We start from the raw sequence: 21,695 nt of genomic DNA on the forward strand, positions 1-21,695 counted from the left end.
GCGCTGGCGGGATTTATGCGGAGGCACGCACGTGCCGCCTGCAAAACTGGGCAACCCAGGATTCTAATCCGCCGGGAAAGCGGGTTTTCACGGGGGCCTGGCGCGGCGCGAACGATGGTCAGGCTTGACCAATATTCCAGCCGTAAAGTCAGTTCCGATTCGTCCCCTCTCCACAGGAACGCACAGGAAAAATCATGCTTCAGCGACTGTTCGCCGCCCTCGCCTTCACCCTTGTCGTGGCATTCGGCATGCCCTCGTTGGCACAGGCGAAGGCCGATTCGCCCACTCCGGCCGAGCCCACCATCCAGCAGATCTACGAGGCCGCGAACGGCGGCAGGATGGCCGAGGCCGACACCATGATCGCAAAGGTACTGAAGGACCACCCCAAAAGCGCCAAGGCCCATTTCGTCCAGGCCGAACTGCTCGCAGCGCAAGGCAAGTTCGACGGCGCGCGAAGCGCGCTGGCCCAGGCGAAGGCGCTCGCGCCCGACCTGTCTTTCGCCAAGCCCGAGGCCGTCGAGCGGCTCACGAGCAAGCTCGACAAGCCCGCCGCCGCACCGGCCCGGACCGAACCCGCGCGCATGAGCACACCAGCCCCGGCCCCGCCGCAGACCGAAGCCAAGAGCGGCTCGACGCCATGGCTGCCGATCGCGCTCGTGGGCTTGCTGGTCGCGGGTTACCTCGCCTTCCGTCGCCGGGTGGCGCCGCCTGTGGCCCAAGCTCCGTCGTACGGCCCTGCAGCGGGCGCACCAGGCGCTGGATACGGAAGCTACGCGCCGGGCGGCAACTGGACGCCCGCGGCCCCACCCACAGCCGCTCCCGGCATGGGCCTGGGCTCGGCGCTGGCCACCGGTGCGGCGGTGGGCGTAGGCGCGGTGGTGGCCCAGGAGGCCGTGCGCCACTGGATGAACAACCGGTCGGACAACACCGACCGGAACGACACTTCTCACATCGCAGACAGCGGCAACGCAGAGATGGGCCGCAGCCTCTGGCCTTCTTCCTCGCCCTCCGCCGACCAGGCGCCCGAACGCATCGTCGACAACGACTTCGGCATCACCGATACCGGTTCGTGGGATGACGGGGGCAGCAGCGACGGCGACAACAGCGACTGGTGAAGACGCGCAAAAAAGAAAAAGCCCCCGTCTCTCTCGAAACGGGGGCTTCGTCAATGCCCGATGGAACGGGCTACTCGGCAGGCTGGTGCGCGGGGCCGGACTCGAACCGGCACGTTCTTGCGAACGTCAGGACCTAAACCTGGTGCGTCTACCAATTTCGCCACCCGCGCAATGCCAATCTTTCAGGTGAATGCAAAAGCGGACGGCCTCTTCGCGCCGTGGAACCTCACGGGCCAAAGACCATCCGCTTGAAATCGGTCAGCTTTCGATTTTAGACGCTAATCGGCGCCTCTTTCGGCTCCCGCTTCACACGAAATGCCGCGGCATACATCGCGGGCAAGGCCAGCAGCGTCAGCACCGTCGCGACGATCAGGCCGCCCATGATGGCCACGGCCATCGGCCCCCAGAACACGCTGCGCGACAGCGGAATCATGGCCAGCACGGCCGCCGCGGCCGTCAGCACGATCGGCCGCAGCCGCCGCACCGCCGACTCCACGATCGCGTCCCACGCCGGCACGCCCGCCGCGCGGTCAAGCTCGATCTGGTCGATCAGGATCACCGCGTTGCGCTGGATCATGCCCATCAGCGCGATCACGCCCAGCAGCGCCACGAAGCCGAAGGGCCGGTTCAGTACCAGCAGCGCGCCGGCCACGCCGGCGATGCCCATCGGGCCGGTGACGAACACCAGCAGCGAGCGGCTGAAGCTGTGCAGCTGCAGCATCAGCAGCGTGAACACCAGGAACAGCATGATCGGCACGCCCGCCACGATCGAGGCCGAGCCCTTGCTGCTTTCTTCCACCGCGCCCGCCACCTCGATGCGGTAGCCGCCCTGCCCGGCCTCTACCCAGCCGGCCTCGAGTTGGCGCAGTTTCGGCAACAGTTGCGCCGTCACGGTCGCGCCCTGCAGCCCCTCGATCACGTCGCCCTGCACGGTGATGGCGTAGTCGCGGTTCTCGCGCCACATCACGCCCGGCTCCCAGGTGAACACCGGCTTGGCGATCTGCGTGAGCGGGATCGAGCGGCCCGAGGTGGTCGGGATGTAGGCGTTGCCGATATCCGAGATGGCCTGGCGCTCGTCGGGCGCCTGGCGCAGCACGATGTCGATCAGCAGGTCGTTCTCGCGGTACTGGCCCACTGTCGTGCCGCTGAACATGGTCTTCGAGGCCTGCGCAATGGCCTGGCTCGTCACGCCGAGCGCGCGCGCCTTGGCCTGGTCGACTTCGAGGCGGATCACCTTGACCGATTCGTTCCAGTTGTCGTTCACGCCGCGCATGTTGGCGTTCTCGCGCAACACGGCCTTCACCTCGTCGGCGTGGCCGCGCAGCTGCACCGGGTCGGTGCCGATCACGCGGAACTGCACCGGGTACGGCACCGGAGGCCCGTTGGGCAGCAGCTTGACGCGCCCGCGCACCTCCGGAAATTCCTGCGCCAGCACCTGCGGCAGCTTCAGGCGCAGCGTCTCGCGCACCTTCAGGTCCTTGGCGAGCACGATCAGCTGCGACACGTTGGTCTGCGGAAACACCTGGTCCAACGGCAGATAGAAACGCGGCACGCCCGAGCCGATCCAGGTGCTGACCGTCTTCACGCCAGCTTCCTGCATGAAACGCTTCTCGACGCGCTTGGCCACCTCTTCGTTGGCCGCGAACGAGGTGCCCTCGGGGAACCAGATGTCGACCAGGATCTCGGGCCGGCTCGAATCCGGAAAGAACTGCTGCTGCACCTTGCCCATGCCGAAGATGCCGAGCGCGAAGATCAACACCGTGGCGCCGATGGTCATCCAGCGGTGCTGCACACACCAGTTCACCGCGCGGCGAAAGGCGTTGTAGAAGGCCGTGTCGAACAGCTCGTGCGGCGGCGCCTCGGGGTCGTGCGGTTTCACCTTCAGCAAGAGCGTGCCGAGGTAGGGCACGAAGTACACAGAGACGATCCACGACAGCACCAGCGCGATCACCGTCACTGCGAAGATCGCGAAGGTGTACTCGCCCGTCACCGACTTGGCGATGCCGATCGGAAGGAAGCCCGCGGCCGTGATGAGCGTGCCCGTGAGCATCGGCTTGGCCGTCACGTCGTAGGCGAAGGTGGCGGCGCGGACCTTGTCGTAGCCCTCTTCCATCTTGCGCACCATCATCTCGACCGCAATGATCGCGTCGTCCACCAGCAGGCCGAGCGCGATGATCAGCGAGCCCAGCGATATCTTGTGCAGCCCGATGCCGAAGTAGTTCATCGCCAGGAAGGTCACGGCCAGCACCAGCGGAATGGTGATCGCCACCACCAGCCCGGGTCGCATGTCGATGTACCAGCCGAAGCGCCCGCCCTTGTGCAGGCCGAGCGAAATGATGCTCACGGCCAGCACGATGGCCACGGCCTCGATCAGCACGCCGACGAACTCGTTGACCGAGCTGGCCACCGACACCGGCTGGTCCTGCACCTGCGCCAGCTTCACGCCGGCCGGCAGGCGCTGGTCGATGGTGGCGGTGGTGGCCTTCAGCGCCTTGCCCAGCGCGATGATGTCGCCGCCCTTGGCCATCGACACGCCAAGTGCGATCACTTCCTTGCCCTGGTGGTGCACCTTGACCGCCGGCGGATCGATGTAGCCGCGATGGATGTCGGCGATGTCGCCGAGCTTGATCTGGCTGCCCGAGCTGCCGCGGATAGGCATCTCGCGCAGCTGGTCGACGCTGGTGAACTGGCCGGCCACGCGCACCTGCACCACGTCGAGCGGCGACTGGATCGAGCCCGCGCTCTCGATCGCGTTCTGCGAGCCGAGCTGCGCCAGCACTGCGTTGAAATCGAGCCCCAGCTGCGCCAGGCGCTTCTGCGAGATCTCGATGTAGACCTTCTCGTCCTGCACGCCGAACTGGTCGACCTTGGCCACGTCCTTCACGCGCAGAAGCTGCTGGCGCACGTCATCGGCCAACGTCTTGAGCTCGGCGTAGCTGAAGCCTTCGCTCTCCAGCGCGTAGATCACGCCATAGACATCGCCGAAGTCGTCATTGAAGAACGGCCCCTGCACGCCGGCGGGCAAGGTGGCGCGCATGTCGCCGATCTTCTTGCGCACCGTGTACCAGACGTTGGCCACTTCGGTGGACTTCGACGAGTCCTTGATGTTGAAGATGATCTGCGACTCGCCGGGCTTCGAGTAGCTGCGGATCTTGTCGGCGTACGGCGCTTCCTGCAGCGTGCGTTCGAGCTTGTCGGTGACCTGCTCGGCCACCTGCTGCGCGGTGGCGCCGGGCCAGTAGGTGCGCACCACCATCGCACGGAAGGTGAACGGCGGGTCCTCGTCCTGGCCGAGCTGAAAGTACGCGAAGGCACCCAGCACCATCAGCACCACCATCAGGTAGCGCGTGAGGGGCGCGTGGTCCAGCGCCCACTTGGAGAGATTGAAGCCGGCGGGCTTCTCAGCGGGGGGAGTTGCTGCGCCGCCGCTCATTTGGCGGCACCCGCTGCGATCTCCTTGTTCGTCGCAGCGACAGCCGCCACGGGCTGTGCCGAGTCCTTCGCACCGGCATTGGCGGCGGCCGCGGCCGCCTCCTTGGACTGGTAGATGGTGACCTTCTGCCCCGGCGACAGCACGTGCACGCCCGCAGCCACGACCATCATGCCGGGGGCGATGCCACTGGCGATCACCGCCTCGTTGCCGTCAGCCGTGGCGACCTGCACAGTCTGCGAACGCACCGTCATGGTCGGCTTGTCGAGCACCCACACGGCAGAGCCCTTGCCCTCCTGGCGCAGTGCGCTGGTCGGCAGCTTCATCACCGCGGTGGTGCCATGCGCGAGCGCCTGCGGACGCGCATAGACCGTGGCGCCGAGCGGCGGCGAGGCGGCCGCATCGATGGCGACCTTGACCGAGTAGGTGCGCGTGACCGCGTCGGCGCTGGCCGCTACTTCGCGCACCTCGCCCTGCAGCTCGCTGCCGCCGGACCAGCCGCGCACCGTGACGGGTGACCCCGCCTTGATCAGCGTGGCGCGGTCTTCGGGCACCGCGAACACCACGTCGCGCGCGCCGTCCTGTGCGATGCGCACGACCGGCGTGCCGGCCTGCACCACCTGGCCCGGCTCGGCCTCGATGGCCGTGATGATGCCGGCCACGTCCGCCACCAGCGTCGTGTAGTTGGCCTGGTTGCCCTGCGAGGCGAGCTGCGCCTGAGCCTGTTCGAGCTGGGCCTGCGCGGCCTTCCAGGTGGTTTCGCGGCGCTCGAGCTCGGCGCCGCTGATGAAGTTCTGCTGGCGCAATTCGGTGTAGCGCTTCAGGTCGGCGGCAGCCAGGTCGCGGTTGGTCAGCGCGGCGGCCTGCTGGGCTCGAGCGGCCTCAGCGGCGAGCTTGTAGTCCTGCGGGTCGAGCTGGGCCAGCACCTGGCCGGCCTGCACATGCTGGCCGAGTTCAGCCTGGCGCCTGGTGATCTTGCCCGCCACGCGGAAGCCCAGGCGCGATTCGACGCGCGCCCGAACCTCGGCCGAGAACTCGGGCTGGGCATCGAATTCGCTCGTGCCCACGGTCACGAACTTGACCGCGCGCACGGGATCCTCGGCGGCGGGTTTCGGCGAGCAGCCGGCCAGAAAAATGGCGGGAAGCAGCAGCCATGCGGCACTGCGGACACGGGACGAGAGGACGGCGGAGGCGGTCATGAGACACCCTGGAAAGGACGAACCGGATCATTAATGACCCACTGGTTAGTAATCTAGGGTAAACGTGAAGCACTGTCAATGACCCGCCGGTCACTAGGTTCGTTGGCCCATCTCCACGAGGCGGTTGTCGGGCAGTTCGAAATAGTCCGAAGCGCGCCCCGCGTTGCGCTGCAGCCAGCCGAACAGGGCACGCCGGATCGGGTTCATGCCAGGCAGGGTTTCCTCGCCGATCGAGGCGCGCGAAACGAAGTAGGAGGTCTTCATCGAATCGATCGCCAGCGTCTTCTGGTAGGCCAGGATGCGGATGAATTCCGGCACGTCGGGCCGCTCCATGAAACCGTGACGCGCCGTGACCATCCAGATGCCGTCCATCAGTTGCTCTGCCTCGATGCGAATGCGCGCGTCGACGCGCGGTGTGTCGCAAGGCAGCACGCGCAGCACGATCACCTGCTCGTGCAGCACCTGGTTGTGCTTGAGGTTGTGCAGCAGCGCGTGCGGCACCGCGGTGGCGTCGGGGTTCAAGAACACCGCGGTGCCGCTCACCCGGTGCGGCATGTGCAGCGCCAGCGACTCGACGAAGGCGCGCAGCGGCAGGCTCTCGGCCGCGGCCGCCTCCAGCCCCAGGCGACGGCCCTTGGCCCAGGTGGTGAACACCACCATCACCACCGCGGCCACCGCCAAGGTGAGCCAGCCGCCCTCGGCGACCTTCAGGCTGTTGGCAACCACGAAGGTCAGGTCGATCACCGCGAAGGCTGCCACGCCGACCACCACCGCCACCTTGTTCCAGCGCCACAGCCCCCAGGCCACGATGCCGGCCAGCAGCGTGGTCGTGACCATCGTGATCGACACCGCGATACCGTACGCCGCCGACAGCGCGCTCGAGCTGCGGAAGCCCACCACCAGCAGCAGCACGCCCACCATCAGCAGCCAGTTCACGGCTGGCACGTAGATCTGCCCGATGGCCGCGCCCGAAGTCTGGATCACCCGCATGCGCGGCAGGTAGCCCATGCGCATCGCGTGTGCCGTGAGCGAGAAGGCGCCAGAAATCACCGCCTGCGAGGCGATCACCGTGGCCATCGCGGCCAGCACCACCATCGGCAGCACGCCCCACGAGGGAAAGAGCCGGAAGAAGGGGTTGTCGATGGCGCCGGGGTTGGCCAGCACCAGCGCGCCCTGCCCGAAGTAGTTCAGCACCAGCCCCGGCAGCGCGATGAACAGCCATGCCAGCCGGATCGGCCGCGCACCGAAGTGCCCCATGTCCGCATACAGCGCCTCGCCGCCCGTGAAGGCCAGGAACACCGCGCCCAGCACCGCCAGCGACTGCGCCCGGTGCTCGACAAGAAAGCCCACGGCCCGCCGAGGATCGAGCGCCGCCAGAACCTGCGGCTGCTGCAGCACCTGCCACAGGCCGGCCGCTGCCAGCACCAGGAACCACAGCAGCATGATCGGCCCGAACACCTTGCCGACCACGCCCGTGCCCTTCTTCTGTACCGCGAACAGCGCGATCAGGATCATGATCGTGATCGGAATCACCGCGCGCTGCAGCACCGGCGCCTGCACCTCCAGCCCTTCCACCGCCGAGAGCACCGAGATGGCCGGCGTGATCAGGCTGTCGCCGTAGAACATGGCCGCGCCCACCAGGCCCAGCATGCCGATCACGTTCCACACCCAGGGCCTGGTCTTCGGTCCGCCCACGGCGCTGCGTGCCAGGGCCTGCAACGCCAGGATGCCGCCCTCGCCGTCGTGATCGGCGCGCAGCACGAACACCACGTACTTCAGCGTCACCACGAACATCAACCCCCAGAAGATCAGCGAGAGCAGCCCCAGCACCGAATCGGGCGAGAACGGGATGCCGTGCTCGGGGTTCATCGTTTCCTTGAAGGCATACAGCGGCGAGGTGCCGATGTCGCCGAACACGACGCCCAGGGCCGCGATCATGAGCACCGGGCCTTTCGGGTGCGCCGCCTCGCCGTACGCGGAAACCTGGGGCCCGGAAGCCGGAGCGGATGCTTTCATGAAGCGGGGAATTCAAAGTGGCGACGCTGCGAGCATAGTGCCGGAGCGTGGCGTCGTCGCTGACAATCGTGGCGTGTCCGCCACTCCCCACCTTGCCGCGCCGTCCGCGCACTACGAGAACTTTCCGGTCGCCTCGTGGCTGTGTCCGCCGCACCTGCGCCCGCCGATCGCCGCCATCTACCACTTCGCGCGCACCGCCGACGACATCGCCGACGAAGGCAATGCCTCGCCCGGCGAACGCCTGGCCGATCTGAATGCCTACCGCGAGGAACTCGCCGCCGCCGCCCGGGGCGAGGTGCTGCCCGCATCACGCTGGCCACAGGTGTTCGAGCCGCTGGCCCACAGCATCGCCCGGTACGACCTGCCCGAAGACCTGCTCGCTGACCTGCTGAGCGCCTTCATGCAGGACATCGAGAAGACCCGCGACCGCGGTACGTACGCCGACCGCGCCGAGCTGCTCGACTACTGCCGCCGCTCCGCCAACCCGATCGGCCGCCTGCTGCTGCATCTCTACGGCGTGCACGACGCGCAGGCGCTCGCGCAGAGCGACGCCATCTGCAGCGCGTTGCAGCTCATCAATTTCTGGCAGGACCCGAGCGTCGACCTGCCGCGCGACCGCTTCTACTTTCCGCTGGCCGACTGCGAGCGGCGCAGCCTGACACGCGAGAACTTCAAGGTTTTTGCACCGCTCGCGAGCGGCCCGCCTCCGCAGGAGGCCATCAACCTGATGGCCATCGTGTCGCACTGGGCGCGCGAACTCATGCACCAGGGCGCCCCCCTCGTGCACCGCCTGCCGGGCCGCGCCGGCTGGGAGCTGCGCCTCGTGGTGCAGGGCGGCCTGCGCATCCTCGACAAGATCGAGGCCCTGGGCTTCGACACCTTCTCGCAGCGCCCCACCATCGGCAAATTCGATGCGCCCGTGCTGCTCTGGAAGGCCATGCGGATGCGGAGACAATTGCGGCCCATGAAAGCAGCGCCTCCCCGATGAATCCCGAGCAATACGTACAAGACAAGGCCGCCGCCTCGGGCAGCAGTTTCTATTACGCCTTCCTGTTCCTTCCCAAGCCGCGCCGCGCCGCGATCACGGCCTTCTATGCGTTCTGCCGCGAGGTCGACGACGTGGTCGACGAGGTCTCCGACCCCGGCGTGGCCGCCACCAAGCTCGCCTGGTGGCGCACCGAGGTCGCCCAGTCGTTCGCAGGCACGCCGCGCCATCCGGTGACGCAGGCACTGATGCCGCATGCCGTGGCCTACGGCATCGAGGCACGCCAGCTCAACGAAGTGATCGACGGCTGCCAGATGGACCTGGAGCAGACCCGGTATCTCGACTTTCCCGGCCTTGCGCGCTACTGCCACCTGGTGGCCGGCGTGGTCGGCGAAGTCGCGGCGCGCATCTTTGGCCAGACCGATCCGCAGACCACCGCCTACGCCCACAAGCTCGGCCTGGCGCTGCAGCTCACCAACATCCTGCGCGACGTGGGCGAGGACGCCCTGCGCGGACGCATCTACCTGCCGGTGAACGAGTTGCAGAAGTTCGACGTGAAGGCGCACGAGATCCTCAACCGCGTGCACTCCGATCGCTTCGTCGCGCTGATGAAGTTCCAGTCCGAGCGCGCCCACGCGGCGTACGACGAAGCGCTCGCACTGCTTCCGCTGGCCGATCGCCGCGCGCAGAAGCCCGGGCTGATGATGGCCAGCATCTACCGCACCTTGCTGCGCGAGATCGAGCGCGACAACTTCCAGGTGCTGAACCAGCGCGTGAGCCTGACGCCGGTGCGCAAGTTCTGGCTGGCGTGGAAGGTCCAGGCTTTGGGACGCATCTGAGCTTGAAGAAGAAAACCGCCGTCATCGGCGCCGGCTGGGCCGGCCTCGCCTGCGCAGTGGAAGCCACACGCCTCGGGCACGCCGTCACGCTGTTCGAGGCCGCGCACATGCCGGGGGGGCGCGCACGGCGGGTCGACAACATGCACGGGCTGGCGCTCGACAACGGCCAGCACATCCTGATCGGCGCGTACACCGCCACGCTGAAGCTCATGCGAGACGTTGGCGTGGACGTCGATGGCGCGCTGCTGCGCATGCCTCTCTCGCTGCGCTTCGCCGATGGCGGCGGGCTCAAGCTGCCGCGGCTGCCTGCGCCGCTCGACCTGCTGGCCGGCATCTTCACGGCGCGCGGCTGGACATGGCGCGACAAGTCTTCGCTGCTGCGCACCGCGATCCGGTGGCGGCTTGCAGGCTTTCGCTGCGCCAGCAGTACCACGGTCGCCGACTTGTGCGCAGGCCTCACGCCGCGCGTGATGCAGGAATTGATCGAGCCGCTGTGCGTTTCCGCATTGAACACGCCCGTTGCGCAATCGAGCGGGGAAGTGTTCCTGCGCGTGCTGAACGACGCCCTGTTCAGCGGCAGCGGCGGCGCCGACCTGCTGCTGCCATGCGCCGACCTCGGCGCCCTGATGCCCGATGCCGCCATCCAATGGCTCATGAAGCACGGCGCAGCGGTGCGCATCGGCGCCCGTGTGCGTGCCATCGCGCCGGATGCCGGACCGTGGCGCGTCGACGACGAGCTCTTCGACAAAGTCGTGCTGGCTTGCGCGCCATGGGATGCTGCGCGGCTGGTCCGCGCATCCGGACTGCCGGCCGAGCGCTGGTGCGGAACCACCGAAGCCCTGCGCTTCGAGGCCATCGCCACGGTCTATGTACGCGGCGCGACGCCGCTCGCCGAACCAATGCTCGCGCTGCGCAGCGATCCGGCCAGCGCACCGGCCCAATTCGCGTTCGACCGGGGCCAGCTCAGCGGCCTGCCCGGAGTGCTTGCCATGGTCGTAAGTGCCAACGAAACGCCGCGCGAGGCGCTGGAAGAACAGGTGATCGCGCAAGCGGTTGCGCAGTTGGGCCAGACGAAGCTGCAGCTCGTGCAGACCGTGGTCGAGAAGCGCGCCACATTCGCCTGCATCCCGGGGCTGTCGCGGCCGCCGATGGACATCGCCCCCGGCCTGCGAGCCTGCGGCGACTACATCGAAGGTCCCTACCCTGCCACGCTGGAGGGCGCGGTGCTCAGCGGGCTGGCAGCGGCGAAGGCATTGAACGCATGACGACCGAACTGCGCTATCTCGATTTCGACTACAGCGAAGACACCGAAGGCCACGGCACCTTCGACGCGATGGCGTCGACCACGCCGGACAAGACACCCGAGGTGCGAGCTGAAATCGCGCAGGTGCTCGATTGGGCCGAAGCCACGTTTCCCCATGCGCGCGGCGCCCTCGATGAAGGCGCGACCTGGGACTACGACCTGCAGCAGACGCACGAGGACAACCCGCGCTTCGACACCCTCACCCTCTCGCTGAGTGGCACCGCCGATTTCTGCGCCGCGCTGCGCGAGCAGTTCGCGCTGGGCTGAAAAAGATCAGGCCGCCTTGTTGCGCAAGCGCAGCAGGCTCAGCCCCAGCAGCACGAACGCCCCGCCCGACACCTTGTTGAAAACCCGCGTGCGGCGCGGGTCCGACAGTTGCTTGCGCAGCAGGCGCGCCAGCAGCACATAGAACGCATGCGACAGCACCGAGGCCGTCGCGAAGGTGGTCGTCAGCACCGCGAACTGCATGGCGAGCGGCGCATCCTGCGTCAGGAACTGCGGAAACAGCGCCGAGAAGAAAAGAATGCCCTTCGGATTCGTGAGCGCCACCGTCAGGCCGTGCCCGAACAGCCGCCAACTGGAGCGCGGCGAACCCTCGGCCGACGTGCCCTGCAGGTCGGCGAACACGCTGCCCTGGCTGCGCCACTGCTTGATGCCCAGATAGATCAGGTAAGCGGCGCCGGCCACCTTTAGCACCATGAACGCATTGGCCGAGGTGGAGAGCACCACGCCCAGCCCGGCCATTGCCGCGGCGGAGACCATGAACAGCCCCATGGCGTTGCCGAGCGAACTGATCATCGCGCGGCGCGGACCCACGCTCATCGAATTCGAGACGGCGAGCAGCACGGCCGGACCCGGCGTGAACGCAACGAGCAGTGTCACGCCGCAGAAGAGGAGCCAGTTGGAGAAATGCATGTGGGTTTTTCCTGGCCGGAGCGCAGCCGCAAGACGTCGTGGCGCAAACTATAGTCAGGCCCATGAATCGCTGCAGACGCGGCGGCAATACCCCCTTCACAGCCGGAACAACATCCATGGTCACCTGCTACCTGCGCTACATCGTCGACCCCTACAAGCTCAAGGAGTTCGAGCACTACGGCAGGCTTTGGATTCCGCTGGTCGAGAAGTTCGGCGGCCAGCACCACGGCTACTTCCTGCCCTCCGAGGGCGCGAACGACCTGGCCCTGGCGATGTTCAGTTTCCCGAGCCTGGCCGCGTACGAAAAGTACCGCGCCGACTCGATGCAGGACCCCGAATGCCAGGCCGCGTTCAAGTACGCGCAGGACACGCGCTGCTTCCTCAGCTACGAGCGCAGCTTCTTCCGACCGGTCTTCAAATAGCGCTCAGCCGCCCAGCGCCATGCACAGCGCGTGCAGGTTCGGCACGATCAGCTGCGGCCGCGCGCCGTGCACCCAGGGCCGCTCGTCGCGCACCAGCCAGGCCGCCTGCATGCCGGCATTGAGCGCGCCCACCACGTCGAGCTCGGCGTCGTCGCCGACGTGCAGCACGTCTTTCGGCAACAGGCCGACCGAAGCCGCGGCGGCGCGGAAGATCGGCGCGTGCGGCTTGCCGCTGCCGAAGGCGCGTGCATTGAAGGCGGTGCGAAACCAGCGGCCGACGCCGGTCTTGTGGATGTCTGCATTGCCATTCGAGACCGCGACCAGCGGATAGCGCTCGCTGAGCCACTTCAGCGCGGGCAGCGCGTCGTCGTACAGCGTCACGCGCTGGCGCTCCGCGAAGAAGGCGTCGAAGGCCGGGTCGGCCAGCGCCGGGTCTTCGCCAGCCCGCGTGAGCGCGGTGCGGATCGACTCACGGCGCAATGCGCTCAGGTCATGCGCGAGGTCGGAGCGCTCCTTGGCTGTGGCTTCGCGCAGCTCGCGCAGGATGCCGGGCGTCATCAGCAGCGAAGCCGTCTTCGGCGCCTCCCGCAGCAGCCATGCATGCAGCACGGCCTCGGCGCGTTCAATGGTCGGCCAGATCGGCCACAGGGTGTCGTCGAGGTCGAGAGAGATCGCCGAGATGCGCTTGAGATCGAGGGGCGCGGCGCCCGCAGGCACCGGGGAAGCGGAAGTCATGCCCGAGAATATCGCATGCCTTCGACCCACGAGAACGCCTCCTCAAGTACCCCGCGCACCGCTGTGCTCTGGTGTAACCTGGGTTCGCCCGACGCGCCCACCGCAGCCGCCGTTCGGCCCTATCTCGCCGACTTCCTGGGCGACCCGCGCGTGGTCGAAATCCCGAGGGCGATCTGGGCACTGATCCTGCACGGCATCATCCTGCGCACACGCCCGGCGAAGTCGGCCGCCAAGTACGCGAGCATCTGGACGCCCGAGGGTTCCCCCTTGAAAGTGTTCACGCAGAAGCAGGCCACGCTGCTGGCCGGCTGGCTCGGCGAGCGCGGCCACCGCGTGACGGTGCGCGACGCGATGCGCTATGCCAACCCGTCCATCGCTTCCCGCCTCGACGCGCTGCAGGCCGAAGGCGCCACGCGCGTGCTGGTGCTGCAGGCCTACCCGCAATACTCGGCCACCACCACGGCCAGCGTGATCGACGCGGTGAACGACTGGAGCCGCAGGCAGCGCCGCCTGCCGGAGTTCCGCTTCGTCAACGACTACCACGACGACCCGGCCTACATCGAAGCGCTGGCGCAAGGCATCGAGAAGCACTGGAAGGCCGAAGGCCGCGGCGAAGTGCTGCTGATGAGCTTCCACGGCATTCCCGCGCGCAACATCGCGCTGGGCGATCCGTACCAGTCGCAGTGCCTCGAGACCGCTCACCTGCTCGCGGCGCGGCTAGGCCTCACGGCCGCCCAGCACCGCGTCACCTTCCAGTCGCGCTTCGGCCGTGCCAAGTGGCTCGAGCCCTACACCGAGCCCACGCTGCGCGAACTCGGTGCCTCCGGCATCAAACGGGTCGACGTGGTGTGCCCGGGGTTCCCAGCCGACTGCCTGGAGACGCTCGAAGAAATCGCCATGGAAGGCCGCGAGGCTTTCATGCACGCGGGCGGCCAGGCCTTCAGCTACATCCCCTGCCTCAACGACAGCCCGGCATGGATCACCGCGCTCGCGGACATCGCCGAGCGCAACCTGGCGGGCTGGCCCACGCAACGGACATCCGTCATGGCATGAAGCGCATCGTCTCGTCGCCGGAATGACCAAGCGCGCTCAACCCGCCGGCCTGCGCGCCAGCAACACCTCGATGGCGGCCTCCATCTCGGCGTACTCCCCTTCGCCGAAGTGCTGCCGCATCACCTGCCCCTTGCTGTCGACCAGATAGAACGCTGGCCAGTACTGGTTGTTGTAGGCCCTCCAGGTGGTGAAGCTGTTGTCCTGCGCCACCGGGTAGCGGATGTTGAAGCGCTCGATCGCGTCCTGCACGTTGCGCGTCGATTTTTCATACGCGAACTCGGGCGAATGCACGCCCACCACCACGAAGCCCTGGTCCTTGTACTTCTCGTACCAGCGCACCACGTGCGGCAGCGTGCGGATGCAGTTGATGCAGGAGTAAGTCCAGAAATCGACAAGCACCACCTTGCCGGCCAGCCCCTGCAACGTGAGCGGTTCCGAGTTGAGCCACTTGTCGATGCCCGCGAACTCGGGCGCCGTGCCGTAGTCTCGCAGGCCCAGCGACGCGGCCAGTGCACTGCGCGCCGGCCACCCGCCGCCTGCTGCCGTGACAAGCGCCAAGGCCCCCACGGCGAACCCCGAGAACGCCCTTCTGGACACCATGCTCTTCATGATCGCAACCTTGTTCGTGTCAGACCGACAGCGGTCAGGCGCGATTGTTTGCGGCGCACGCGCTGCGTGCGCATGTGTCACGGCAATTTGAAGTTTGTCCCGGCGCCGTGAAGGCGCCCGGTCTTCAGAACTTGCCCAGATAGTCCATCTTGCCGATCGGCATGCCCTTGTGGCGCAGCACGTCGTAGGCCGTGGTCACGTGGAAGAAGAAGTTGGGCAGCGCGAACTGCAGCAGGTAGCGCTGCGCGGTGAAATGCGCCTCGCCCTCGCGGGCCTTGATGGTCACGGGCCGCTCTTCCTGGCCGTCGATCAGCGCCCGGTCCACGCCCGCGAGGAAGTCGTGCGTCTTCGCGATGCGCGCCACCAGGTCGTCCCAGGTCTTTTCCTCATCGGGAAAGCTCGGCACGGTGATGCCCGCGATACGGGCCATACCCAGCTTCGACGCGTCGCTCGCGCGCTGGATCTGGCCGGCCAGCGTGAGCATGTCGGGCGCGAGGCGCGCCTCGACCAGCGTGGCCGGATCGATGCCGTTGGCCTTGGCATGCGCCAGGCTCTTGTCGAGAAAATGGGTGAGTTGTCCGAGTCCGCGGATGAAGACGGGCACGGACAGGTCGTACATCGAGAGCGCCATGGTGTTCGAGGCCTTGTGGTTGGAATCGGCGGCGATTGTCACGCCGCCCGAGCCTCAGGATCCGGCCGCGCGAATAAACCCTTCGATCAGCTCCAGTTGTTCCGGCACGTTGAGCGCGGGCGCGTGGCCGCAGCCCTGGATTTCGACCACCTCCAGCAACCCGGCGGCGCCCGGCCCTCGCTGCTGCATCTGCTGCGTCACCTCGGGCAGCACGAGGTCCGACTCCGCGCCGCGCAGGCACAGCACCGGCACCTCGATGGTGTCGTAGTGCGGCCAGATCAGGTAGTCGTTGTCGTGCGCGCTGAACTGGCGGACCATGGCCGGGTCGTAGTGCGGCGTGACGCGGCCGTCGGCCAGCCGGCGCGTGGAGCTTTCGGTCAGGCGCCTCCACTGCGCATCGCTGAGCCAGCCATAGGGCTTGTAGACCGTGCGGAAGAAGGCCTCCAGCTCGGCCACTGTATCGAACGACGGCGGCTCGCCCGCATAGGCGCGGATGCGCTCGATGGCCGGCTGCGCCAGCTCGGGCGCGTTGTCGTTGAGCACCAGGCTCGCGATGCGCGCCTTCATGCGAGGCTCGAACAGGCCTGACGCGCAGACCGTGCCGATGGCGCCGCCCATCGAGGTGCCGACCCAATGCACACGCCCGAGCTGCAGTTCGTCGCACAGCGCATTGGCGATGCGCGCATAGAACGAGAGTTTGTATTCCTCGTCGGGCAGCGGGCTCCACTGACTCAGGCCGCGGCCGATGGTGTCGGGACAGATCACGCGGAAGCCGCGCGAGGCGAAGTGCTGCGCCAGCTCGTCCATGTCGCGGCAGGTGCGCGCCAGGCCGTGCCATGCGATGACCACCGGCGCCTCCGGCGCGCCCCAGTCGAGCCAGTGGATTTCGCGGCCCGCGAGCTGGGCGTAGCGGGAAAGTGGCAAGTTCATTTCTGTGATTCCCTTTCAGGCGTGCCGCGGAACCGGCTTTGCCGGGCCGCTGGCACGGCCACCTGCAAGGGGGTGGGAGTAGCGACACGAAGTGCGCGAAGCCTGGGGGTGAGCTTCATTTGGCCGCCCTCGCACGCAGTTTTCCGACGATGCCGGTGGGGAAGTAATAGACGGACAGCACGAAAAGCACGCCCAGCCACAGAAGCCATCGGTCGGGCGACAGCAGCGCAGCCAGCCAGGGCAAGCCGCTCGCCGCCTCGCTGGCTATGCGCAGCAGGTCCTGCAGGTAGCTCTGCGCCACCACGAACAGCACCGCGCCAATGGCCGCGCCGTAGATCGTGCCCATGCCGCCGATCACCACGATCAGCAGCACATCGATCATGATCTCGAAGCTCAGCGAGGTGTCGGGCCCGTTGTAGCGCAGCCAGACCGCGAGCATCGCGCCGGCCAGCGTGGCGAACAGCGCCGACAGCACGGCGGCCGTGGTGCGGTACACCACCACGCGGTAGCCGATGGCCTCTGCGCGGAACTCGTTCTCGCGGATAGCCTGCAGCACGCGGCCGAAGGGCGAGTTCACGATGCGCAGCAGCGCCAGCACCAGCACCACCGCCGCCACGAACAGCAGGTAGTAGCACAGCAGCCGGCCGTCGAGCGAGACGCCGAGGAAAGGCTCTTCCGCGAACTCGAAGCTCGGCGAGATCAGTTCGGGCAGCTTGAAGGTCAGGCCGTCCTCGCCGCCGGTGAAGTCGGAAAGCTGCGAAGCCAGCGTCTGGAAGGCCGAGGCCACGGCCAGCGTGATCATCGCGAAGAAGATCGCGCGCACCCGCAGCGAGAACAGGCCTATGGCGAACGAGAGCAGCAGCGAGATCGCGAGCGAGGCGCCCAGCCCCACCAGCACCCCACCCCAGTTAGGCCCGAGCCGCGTCGCCGAGATCGCGATGCCGTACGCCCCGATGCCGAAGAACATCGTGTGCGCGAAGCTCACGATGCCGGTGTAGCCCAGCAGCAGATCGAAGCTCGCGACCAGCACCACGAACACCAGGATCTTGGCCGCGACGCTGAGCGCCTTCACGCCCGGGAAGATGAACGGCGCAAAAGCGAGCGCAATGAACAACGCGACCAGCAGCAGCGCGAGCAAGCGGCTGCGCGGCATGTCATTGGAGAGAAGTCGTTTCAGGAACATTGACGTCTTCTTTCTCAGCGATTTGCCACGGGATACACGCCCTGCGGACGCCACAGCAGCACCGCGACCATCAGGAAGATGCTCGCGAACTGCGTGAGCGTGGGCAGAAGGAAGCCGATGTAGTTGGTCATGAGCCCCACCAGCAGCGCACCGATCAGCGCCCCGCCGGTCGAACCCAGCCCGCCGATGATGATCACGATGAAGATCAGCACGTTGACCTGCGCGCCCATCTGCGGCACGAGATTCTGCTGGAACAGGCCCCACATCACACCGCCCAGTCCGGCCAGCGCACTGCCCACCACGAACACGCCGACGAAGAGCCGCCCGATGCGGTAGCCCAGCGACTCGACCATCTCGCGGTCCTGCACGCCGGCGCGGATCAGCAGGCCGATCTTGGTGCGGCCCAGCGTCCATGCGAGCAGGCCGAACACGACCACGCCCACAGCCACCGCGAGCAGCCGGTACTTGCTGATGGCCGCGTCGCCGACCAGCAGCGAGCCGCGCAGCGCGTCGGGCAAGGGCAGCGGCACCTGCCCCGGGCCCCAGATCACCTTGATGAGCTCTTCGCCGATGATCATGCCGCCCATGGTGATGAGGATCTGTTTCAGGTGCTGGCCGTACACGGGCCGCACGATGAAGCGCTCGAAGGCAAGGCCCACGGCACCGGCCACCGCCATCGCGACCAGCATCGCGGGGAACACGGCCACGAGGTTTCGCCACAGCTCGCCCGAGCCGGTCCAGTCGCCCATCAGGCCGAGCACGCTGCTGGCCACGAAGGCGCCGAGCGCAATGAACACACCGTGGCCGAAGTTCAGCACATCCATCAGGCCGAACACGAGCGTGAGGCCCGAGGCGATGATGAAGATGATCATGCCCATCGCCAAACCCGCGACCGTGAGCGTGAGCCAGGTGGAGAAGGAACCGGTGAGGGGCAGCGCGGCCAACGCGAGCACCGGCGCGAGCAGCAGCGGTTTCCAGTCGAAGTCGATCTTCGTCATGCGCGCGCTCCCTCGTGCTCCTTCCCCCTATGGGGGAAGGCTGGGATGGGGGCTGGCGGCGCTTGCAAGGCCGCGCTGCATCGAAGGCCGCGAGCCCCCACCCCAACCCTCCCCCAAAGGGGGAGGGAGAAATACATCGAATACTTCATAGAGCCAGTCCAAGCAGCGATTGCTGCAGTTGCGCGTCCTCGGAGAACGCCGCCATCGAGCCGCTGTGCACCACGCGGCCGTTGTCCATCACAGCGACGGTGTCGCCCAGTCGCTGGGCGAAGTTGATGTTCTGCTCCACCAGCAGGATGGTCACGCCGCTGCGCTTCAGCTCGTCGAAGGCATCGATCATGTTGTTGATCATCACGGGCGCAAGGCCCTTGCTGGGCTCGTCGATGATGAGCAGCTCGCGCGGCTCCACGATGGCGCGCGACACGGCCAGCATCTGCTTCTGCCCGCCCGAGAGCTTGCCCGCTGGGTGGTTCCAGAACTTCTCGACCGCGGGGAAGAGCTTGAAGATCCACTTCAGGCGCGTGTCGTCGATCTGCTGCGCGTTCTTGGCGCCGCGCGCGGCCAGCAGCATGTTTTCCTTCACCGTGAGGTCGGAGAAGATGCCCATGTTCTCGGGCACGTAGGCAATGCCCAGGCCGGCGATCTGCGGCGTGTGCTGTGCGGTGATCTCCTTGTCCCCGAAGCGCACCCTGCCCTGCGACGCGTGCCACAGGCCCATGATGGTCCGCAGCGTGGTCGTCTTGCCCGCGCCGTTGCGGCCCAGCAGCATCGTGAGCTGGCCCTTCGGCACGGCAAGATCGACGCCGTGCAGGATGTGGTACGCCCCGATGTGCGTGTGCACGCCCTCGAGGCTCAGAAGAAGATTCTCGGCGCTCATGCAGCCTCCTTCGCGATGCCCAGGTACGCCTCCTGCACCACCGGCGAGGCGATCACCTCCGCCGGTTCGCCGTCGGCCACCAGCGTGCCGTTGTGCAGCACGATGATGCGGTCCGCGAGCTCGCGCACCACGTCCATCTTGTGCTCGACCAGCAGGATGGTCTTGCTCTTGTCCTGCTTGAGCTTGCGGATCAGGTCGAGGATGACCGGCGCCTCGGCCGCGTTCATGCCGGCCGTGGGCTCATCGAACATGAAGACCTTCGGCTCCAGCGCCATCAGCAACGCCACTTCGAGCTTGCGCTGGTCGCCGTGCGGCAGGCTCGCCACGGTCGCGTGCTCGCGCGATTTCAGCGCCACGTCCCCAAGGATCTGGTCCGCGCGCTCGGTCAGCGCCTTGTGGTCGCTCCAGATGCTCCACAGGTTGAGCCCGCGCCGGTGCGCGCCCTCGCGCGTGGCCTGCACCGCGAGGCGCACGTTCTCCAGCACCGTGAGGTTCGGGAACAGGTTGGTGAGCTGGAAGGCGCGCCCCAGCCCCGCGTGCGTGCGCGCCGACGGCGACAGGCCCGACAGCGAGTGCCCGTCGAGCGAGACCGTGCCGGCGCTCGCCTTCAGCTGGCCCGAGATCAGGTTGAAGTAAGTGGTCTTGCCCGCCCCGTTGGGGCCGACGATGGCCGTCAGCGTGCCCGGCGCGAAGGCGCAGCTCACACCGTTGACGGCCACGTGCCCACCGAAGCGGATGGTCAGGTCCCGGGTCTCAAGCATCGTTGGTCATTGCGAATTGAAAAGAGAAATGAAGACGGGCCTCAACAGGTGCCGATCACGTAGTAGTTGGGGCCGGTCTGCTTCAGCGTGGTGGTGACGTAGATGTTCCACAGGCCCATCGACTGCCCCGAGCCGTAGGCATAGGTAAGGCCCCACAGTGCATAGGCTCGCCCGGCCACGGTGTGCGTATAGTTGCTCGCGGTGTAGCACGTTTCGCCGCCGCCGGAGCCCGCGGTGGTGGCGCCCGTGGCTGCGGCCGACATGGCGCCTTCGACGTTGCTCGCGTCCAGCGCGGCCACGGTCCAGCTGTACGTGGTCGATGCGGCCAGGCCGGTGTCGGTGTAGCTGGTGGCGGCGACGGGAGAGGCGTTGACCTTGCTGCCGCCGCGGTACACGTTGTAGCCGCTGGCGCCCGTGACGCCAGCCCAGCCGATCACCATGCTGCTGCTGGTCGCGCCCGAGGTGCCCACGCCGGTGGGCGCGGGCAGGCCGCTGCCGCCCGCCGAGCCGGTGACGCGGTCGATCATGGCCTTCATCGCCGCCATCTGCGGTCCGGATTTCTTGGAATAGTTGACGCTGTCGTAGCCCCACCAGTCCCAGCAGCTGTTGGTGGCGGCCGTGCTGGTCTGCGGGTAGATCAGCACGATGTTGTTGGTGTCGGCCCAGCGGTTGTAGCCGGTCTTGCGCACGTACTGGTCGCCCACGTCGGTGTAGTTCTGCTTGCAGCCGTGCAGCACCAGGTGCACGCGGCACGAGGTGGTGGTGCAGGCCTGCGGCACGTAGATCCAGCCGGTCGCGGCCATCCCGTGGCCGGAAATGAACTCCGACTGGTTGAACTCGGTGAAGGTGCCGCCCAGCGTGCCATTGTTGCGTGGGTTCAGCGGCCCGTAGAGCTGCGTGAGGATCTCGCCCGCGAGGTCGAAGCCGCAGTTGTTGATGTAGGGTGCGGCGGTGGTGCTGCAGGCGCCGCCGTAGTCGTCGGTGACCATCGCGTGGCCGGCGCCGATGTTGTTCTTGTAGACCGTGTTGGCGGTGGGCACGAAGCTCTGGTAGTAGGTCTTCAGGTCGTCCATGACCGCCTGTTTGACGGTGTTGTCCGATGTGCCCGAGAACAGGTACACCTTGGAGCCGCTGAGGTTCGACACCGGGTCGATCGCGCCGCTGGCGGCCCAGCTGTTGGTGGTGCTCACGAGCGACGACACCGGGATGCTGGTGCTGTGCGTCATGCAGCGCCCGGTGGCGTTGGTCACCGAACCTTCGGCGCAATAGAACGGCCCGCCTGCCACCACGCCGGCGCCGCGTTTGAAGGTGGCCGAATAGGCCACATGCAGCTGCACCGACATGAAGCCGCCCGCCGACAGGCCGGACACGCTCACCTCTGCCGGGTTCGCGCCGAGCGCCGGCAGCGGCACTGCCGCCGTGGCGGCATGCGCCGCCACCGCCATTGCCGCGGCCGCGGCGAATCCCTTCCAGTTCATCGATCGCATCGCTGTCTCCTTGTGTTGTGGGTATCGAACGCTTGCTTGCTGACGAATCGGCCGTGGATCAGGCTGGCTGCGCAGACGCAGGCTGGCGCTTCGCCCGGTGGCCTTCCAGGGCGAAATGGAGAACACTCAAGGAACACCGCGGAACCGGCTTGCCGGGCCGCTGGTGTTGCCCCCGGTAGGGGGTAGGCGTAGCGACACGAAGTGCGC

Annotated in this window: 20 protein-coding genes and 1 tRNA gene; 7 read left to right on the top strand and 14 right to left on the bottom strand. The window is 67.2% G+C overall.

Annotation, left to right across the window (positions count from 1 at the left end; all coding sequences use genetic code 11):
- Window positions 1-194: 194 nt before the first annotated feature.
- Window positions 195-1,115, top strand: a complete 921-nt coding sequence (locus PMI12_RS27805) for a hypothetical protein (protein WP_007829793.1) — start codon at window positions 195-197, stop codon at window positions 1,113-1,115.
- 83 nt (window positions 1,116-1,198) lie between these two features.
- On the opposite strand, the gene PMI12_RS05095 is transcribed toward PMI12_RS27805, so the two are convergent.
- From PMI12_RS05095 to PMI12_RS05110, 4 genes are all read right to left on the bottom strand, one after another.
- Window positions 1,199-1,285 (bottom strand) — tRNA-Leu (locus PMI12_RS05095).
- A 101-nt stretch (window positions 1,286-1,386) separates the two neighbouring features.
- Window positions 1,387-4,548: an efflux RND transporter permease subunit gene (locus PMI12_RS05100; protein ID WP_007829799.1), complete on the bottom strand. Its 3,162-nt coding sequence runs from the start codon at window positions 4,546-4,548 to the stop codon at window positions 1,387-1,389.
- Window positions 4,545-5,744: an efflux RND transporter periplasmic adaptor subunit gene (locus tag PMI12_RS05105; RefSeq protein WP_007829802.1), complete on the bottom strand. Its 1,200-nt coding sequence runs from the start codon at window positions 5,742-5,744 to the stop codon at window positions 4,545-4,547. Before PMI12_RS05105 ends, PMI12_RS05100 begins: the two co-directional genes overlap by 4 nt.
- A 93-nt stretch (window positions 5,745-5,837) precedes the next feature.
- Window positions 5,838-7,682 carry a potassium transporter Kup gene (locus tag PMI12_RS05110; protein ID WP_007829803.1) on the bottom strand — a complete coding sequence of 615 codons (1,845 nt, stop codon included), beginning with the start codon at window positions 7,680-7,682 and terminating at the stop codon, window positions 5,838-5,840.
- Window positions 7,683-7,833: 151 nt separating this feature from the next.
- Here PMI12_RS05110 and hpnC point away from each other — a divergent pair, with 151 nt between their 5' ends.
- Genes hpnC through PMI12_RS05130 form a run of 4 tightly spaced genes read left to right on the top strand, consistent with a single transcriptional unit; the run spans window position 7,834 to window position 11,154 of the window.
- Window positions 7,834-8,748, top strand: a complete 915-nt coding sequence (gene hpnC, locus PMI12_RS05115; RefSeq protein ID WP_042672855.1) for a squalene synthase HpnC — start codon at window positions 7,834-7,836, stop codon at window positions 8,746-8,748.
- On the top strand, window positions 8,745-9,584 hold the full coding sequence (hpnD, locus tag PMI12_RS05120; protein WP_007829807.1) for a presqualene diphosphate synthase HpnD: 840 nt from the start codon (window positions 8,745-8,747) through the stop codon (window positions 9,582-9,584). The genes hpnC and hpnD overlap by 4 nt, the downstream gene beginning before the upstream one ends.
- Before the next feature lie 2 nt (window positions 9,585-9,586).
- Window positions 9,587-10,849: a hydroxysqualene dehydroxylase HpnE gene (hpnE, locus tag PMI12_RS05125; RefSeq protein WP_007829809.1), complete on the top strand. Its 1,263-nt coding sequence runs from the start codon at window positions 9,587-9,589 to the stop codon at window positions 10,847-10,849.
- Window positions 10,846-11,154 carry a hypothetical protein gene (locus PMI12_RS05130; protein WP_007829811.1) on the top strand — a complete coding sequence of 103 codons (309 nt, stop codon included), beginning with the start codon at window positions 10,846-10,848 and terminating at the stop codon, window positions 11,152-11,154. Before hpnE ends, PMI12_RS05130 begins: the two co-directional genes overlap by 4 nt.
- 6 nt (window positions 11,155-11,160) lie before the next feature.
- Here PMI12_RS05130 and PMI12_RS05135 read toward each other — a convergent pair whose 3' ends face one another.
- The gene (locus tag PMI12_RS05135) at window positions 11,161-11,802 is read right to left on the bottom strand and encodes a LysE family translocator (RefSeq protein ID WP_007829813.1); all 642 of its coding nucleotides are present in this window, start codon (window positions 11,800-11,802) and stop codon (window positions 11,161-11,163) included.
- Between the two features lie 116 nt (window positions 11,803-11,918).
- On the opposite strand from PMI12_RS05135, the gene PMI12_RS05140 reads away from it, so the two are divergent.
- Window positions 11,919-12,224 carry an NIPSNAP family protein gene (locus tag PMI12_RS05140; RefSeq protein WP_007829816.1) on the top strand — a complete coding sequence of 102 codons (306 nt, stop codon included), beginning with the start codon at window positions 11,919-11,921 and terminating at the stop codon, window positions 12,222-12,224.
- Between the two features lie 3 nt (window positions 12,225-12,227).
- On the opposite strand, the gene PMI12_RS05145 is transcribed toward PMI12_RS05140, so the two are convergent.
- On the bottom strand, window positions 12,228-12,959 hold the full coding sequence (locus PMI12_RS05145; protein ID WP_007829818.1) for an HAD family hydrolase: 732 nt from the start codon (window positions 12,957-12,959) through the stop codon (window positions 12,228-12,230).
- Between the two features lie 15 nt (window positions 12,960-12,974).
- Between PMI12_RS05145 and hemH the strand changes: the two genes are divergently transcribed.
- The gene (gene hemH / locus PMI12_RS05150) at window positions 12,975-14,012 is read left to right on the top strand and encodes a ferrochelatase (protein ID WP_007829820.1); all 1,038 of its coding nucleotides are present in this window, start codon (window positions 12,975-12,977) and stop codon (window positions 14,010-14,012) included.
- Window positions 14,013-14,048: 36 nt separating this feature from the next.
- Here hemH and PMI12_RS05155 read toward each other — a convergent pair whose 3' ends face one another.
- The 8 genes from PMI12_RS05155 to PMI12_RS05190 all read right to left on the bottom strand — a co-directional run bounded on the left by PMI12_RS05155 (window position 14,049) and on the right by PMI12_RS05190 (window position 21,488).
- Window positions 14,049-14,612, bottom strand: coding sequence for a thioredoxin family protein (locus PMI12_RS05155; protein WP_042672857.1), 564 nt, complete (start codon window positions 14,610-14,612; stop codon window positions 14,049-14,051).
- Window positions 14,613-14,745: 133 nt separating this feature from the next.
- Window positions 14,746-15,252, bottom strand: a complete 507-nt coding sequence (locus PMI12_RS05160) for a DUF1993 domain-containing protein (protein WP_042672859.1) — start codon at window positions 15,250-15,252, stop codon at window positions 14,746-14,748.
- A 54-nt stretch (window positions 15,253-15,306) separates the two neighbouring features.
- Window positions 15,307-16,182: an alpha/beta fold hydrolase gene (locus PMI12_RS05165; RefSeq protein WP_007829826.1), complete on the bottom strand. Its 876-nt coding sequence runs from the start codon at window positions 16,180-16,182 to the stop codon at window positions 15,307-15,309.
- A gap of 115 nt (window positions 16,183-16,297) precedes the next feature.
- Entirely contained in the window at window positions 16,298-17,365 is a 1,068-nt protein-coding gene (locus tag PMI12_RS05170; protein ID WP_007829828.1) for a branched-chain amino acid ABC transporter permease, read from the bottom strand.
- Between the two features lie 14 nt (window positions 17,366-17,379).
- Window positions 17,380-18,363 (bottom strand): branched-chain amino acid ABC transporter permease, encoded by a 984-nt coding sequence (locus tag PMI12_RS05175; protein WP_007829830.1) that lies wholly within the window; start codon window positions 18,361-18,363, stop codon window positions 17,380-17,382.
- Between the two features lie 145 nt (window positions 18,364-18,508).
- Window positions 18,509-19,240, bottom strand: coding sequence for an ABC transporter ATP-binding protein (locus PMI12_RS05180; RefSeq protein ID WP_007829832.1), 732 nt, complete (start codon window positions 19,238-19,240; stop codon window positions 18,509-18,511).
- Window positions 19,237-20,001, bottom strand: coding sequence for an ABC transporter ATP-binding protein (locus PMI12_RS05185; RefSeq protein ID WP_007829834.1), 765 nt, complete (start codon window positions 19,999-20,001; stop codon window positions 19,237-19,239). Before PMI12_RS05185 ends, PMI12_RS05180 begins: the two co-directional genes overlap by 4 nt.
- Window positions 20,002-20,042: 41 nt before the next feature.
- Window positions 20,043-21,488, bottom strand: coding sequence for an extracellular catalytic domain type 2 short-chain-length polyhydroxyalkanoate depolymerase (locus PMI12_RS05190; RefSeq protein WP_007829836.1), 1,446 nt, complete (start codon window positions 21,486-21,488; stop codon window positions 20,043-20,045).
- Window positions 21,489-21,695: the final 207 nt, after the last annotated feature.

This window comes from Variovorax sp. CF313, assembly GCF_000282635.1.
Classification (GTDB): domain Bacteria; phylum Pseudomonadota; class Gammaproteobacteria; order Burkholderiales; family Burkholderiaceae_C; genus Variovorax.

Coding starts and splice junctions, on each gene's coding strand:
- PMI12_RS05180 (WP_007829832.1), bottom strand. CDS start 19,240: ATGAGCGCCGAGAATCTTCTTCTGAGCCTCGAGGGCGTGCACACGCAC.
- PMI12_RS05145 (WP_007829818.1), bottom strand. CDS start 12,959: ATGACTTCCGCTTCCCCGGTGCCTGCGGGCGCCGCGCCCCTCGATCTC.
- PMI12_RS05135 (WP_007829813.1), bottom strand. CDS start 11,802: ATGCATTTCTCCAACTGGCTCCTCTTCTGCGGCGTGACACTGCTCGTT.
- PMI12_RS05110 (WP_007829803.1), bottom strand. CDS start 7,682: ATGATCGCGGCCCTGGGCGTCGTGTTCGGCGACATCGGCACCTCGCCG.
- PMI12_RS27805 (WP_007829793.1), top strand. CDS start 195: ATGCTTCAGCGACTGTTCGCCGCCCTCGCCTTCACCCTTGTCGTGGCA.
- PMI12_RS05130 (WP_007829811.1), top strand. CDS start 10,846: ATGACGACCGAACTGCGCTATCTCGATTTCGACTACAGCGAAGACACC.
- PMI12_RS05105 (WP_007829802.1), bottom strand. CDS start 5,744: ATGACCGCCTCCGCCGTCCTCTCGTCCCGTGTCCGCAGTGCCGCATGG.
- PMI12_RS05185 (WP_007829834.1), bottom strand. CDS start 20,001: ATGCTTGAGACCCGGGACCTGACCATCCGCTTCGGTGGGCACGTGGCC.
- hemH (WP_007829820.1), top strand. CDS start 12,975: ATGCCTTCGACCCACGAGAACGCCTCCTCAAGTACCCCGCGCACCGCT.
- PMI12_RS05160 (WP_042672859.1), bottom strand. CDS start 15,252: ATGGCGCTCTCGATGTACGACCTGTCCGTGCCCGTCTTCATCCGCGGA.
- PMI12_RS05190 (WP_007829836.1), bottom strand. CDS start 21,488: ATGCGATCGATGAACTGGAAGGGATTCGCCGCGGCCGCGGCAATGGCG.
- PMI12_RS05140 (WP_007829816.1), top strand. CDS start 11,919: ATGGTCACCTGCTACCTGCGCTACATCGTCGACCCCTACAAGCTCAAG.
- hpnD (WP_007829807.1), top strand. CDS start 8,745: ATGAATCCCGAGCAATACGTACAAGACAAGGCCGCCGCCTCGGGCAGC.
- PMI12_RS05155 (WP_042672857.1), bottom strand. CDS start 14,612: ATGGTGTCCAGAAGGGCGTTCTCGGGGTTCGCCGTGGGGGCCTTGGCG.
- PMI12_RS05175 (WP_007829830.1), bottom strand. CDS start 18,363: ATGACGAAGATCGACTTCGACTGGAAACCGCTGCTGCTCGCGCCGGTG.
- PMI12_RS05100 (WP_007829799.1), bottom strand. CDS start 4,548: ATGAGCGGCGGCGCAGCAACTCCCCCCGCTGAGAAGCCCGCCGGCTTC.
- PMI12_RS05165 (WP_007829826.1), bottom strand. CDS start 16,182: ATGAACTTGCCACTTTCCCGCTACGCCCAGCTCGCGGGCCGCGAAATC.
- PMI12_RS05170 (WP_007829828.1), bottom strand. CDS start 17,365: ATGTTCCTGAAACGACTTCTCTCCAATGACATGCCGCGCAGCCGCTTG.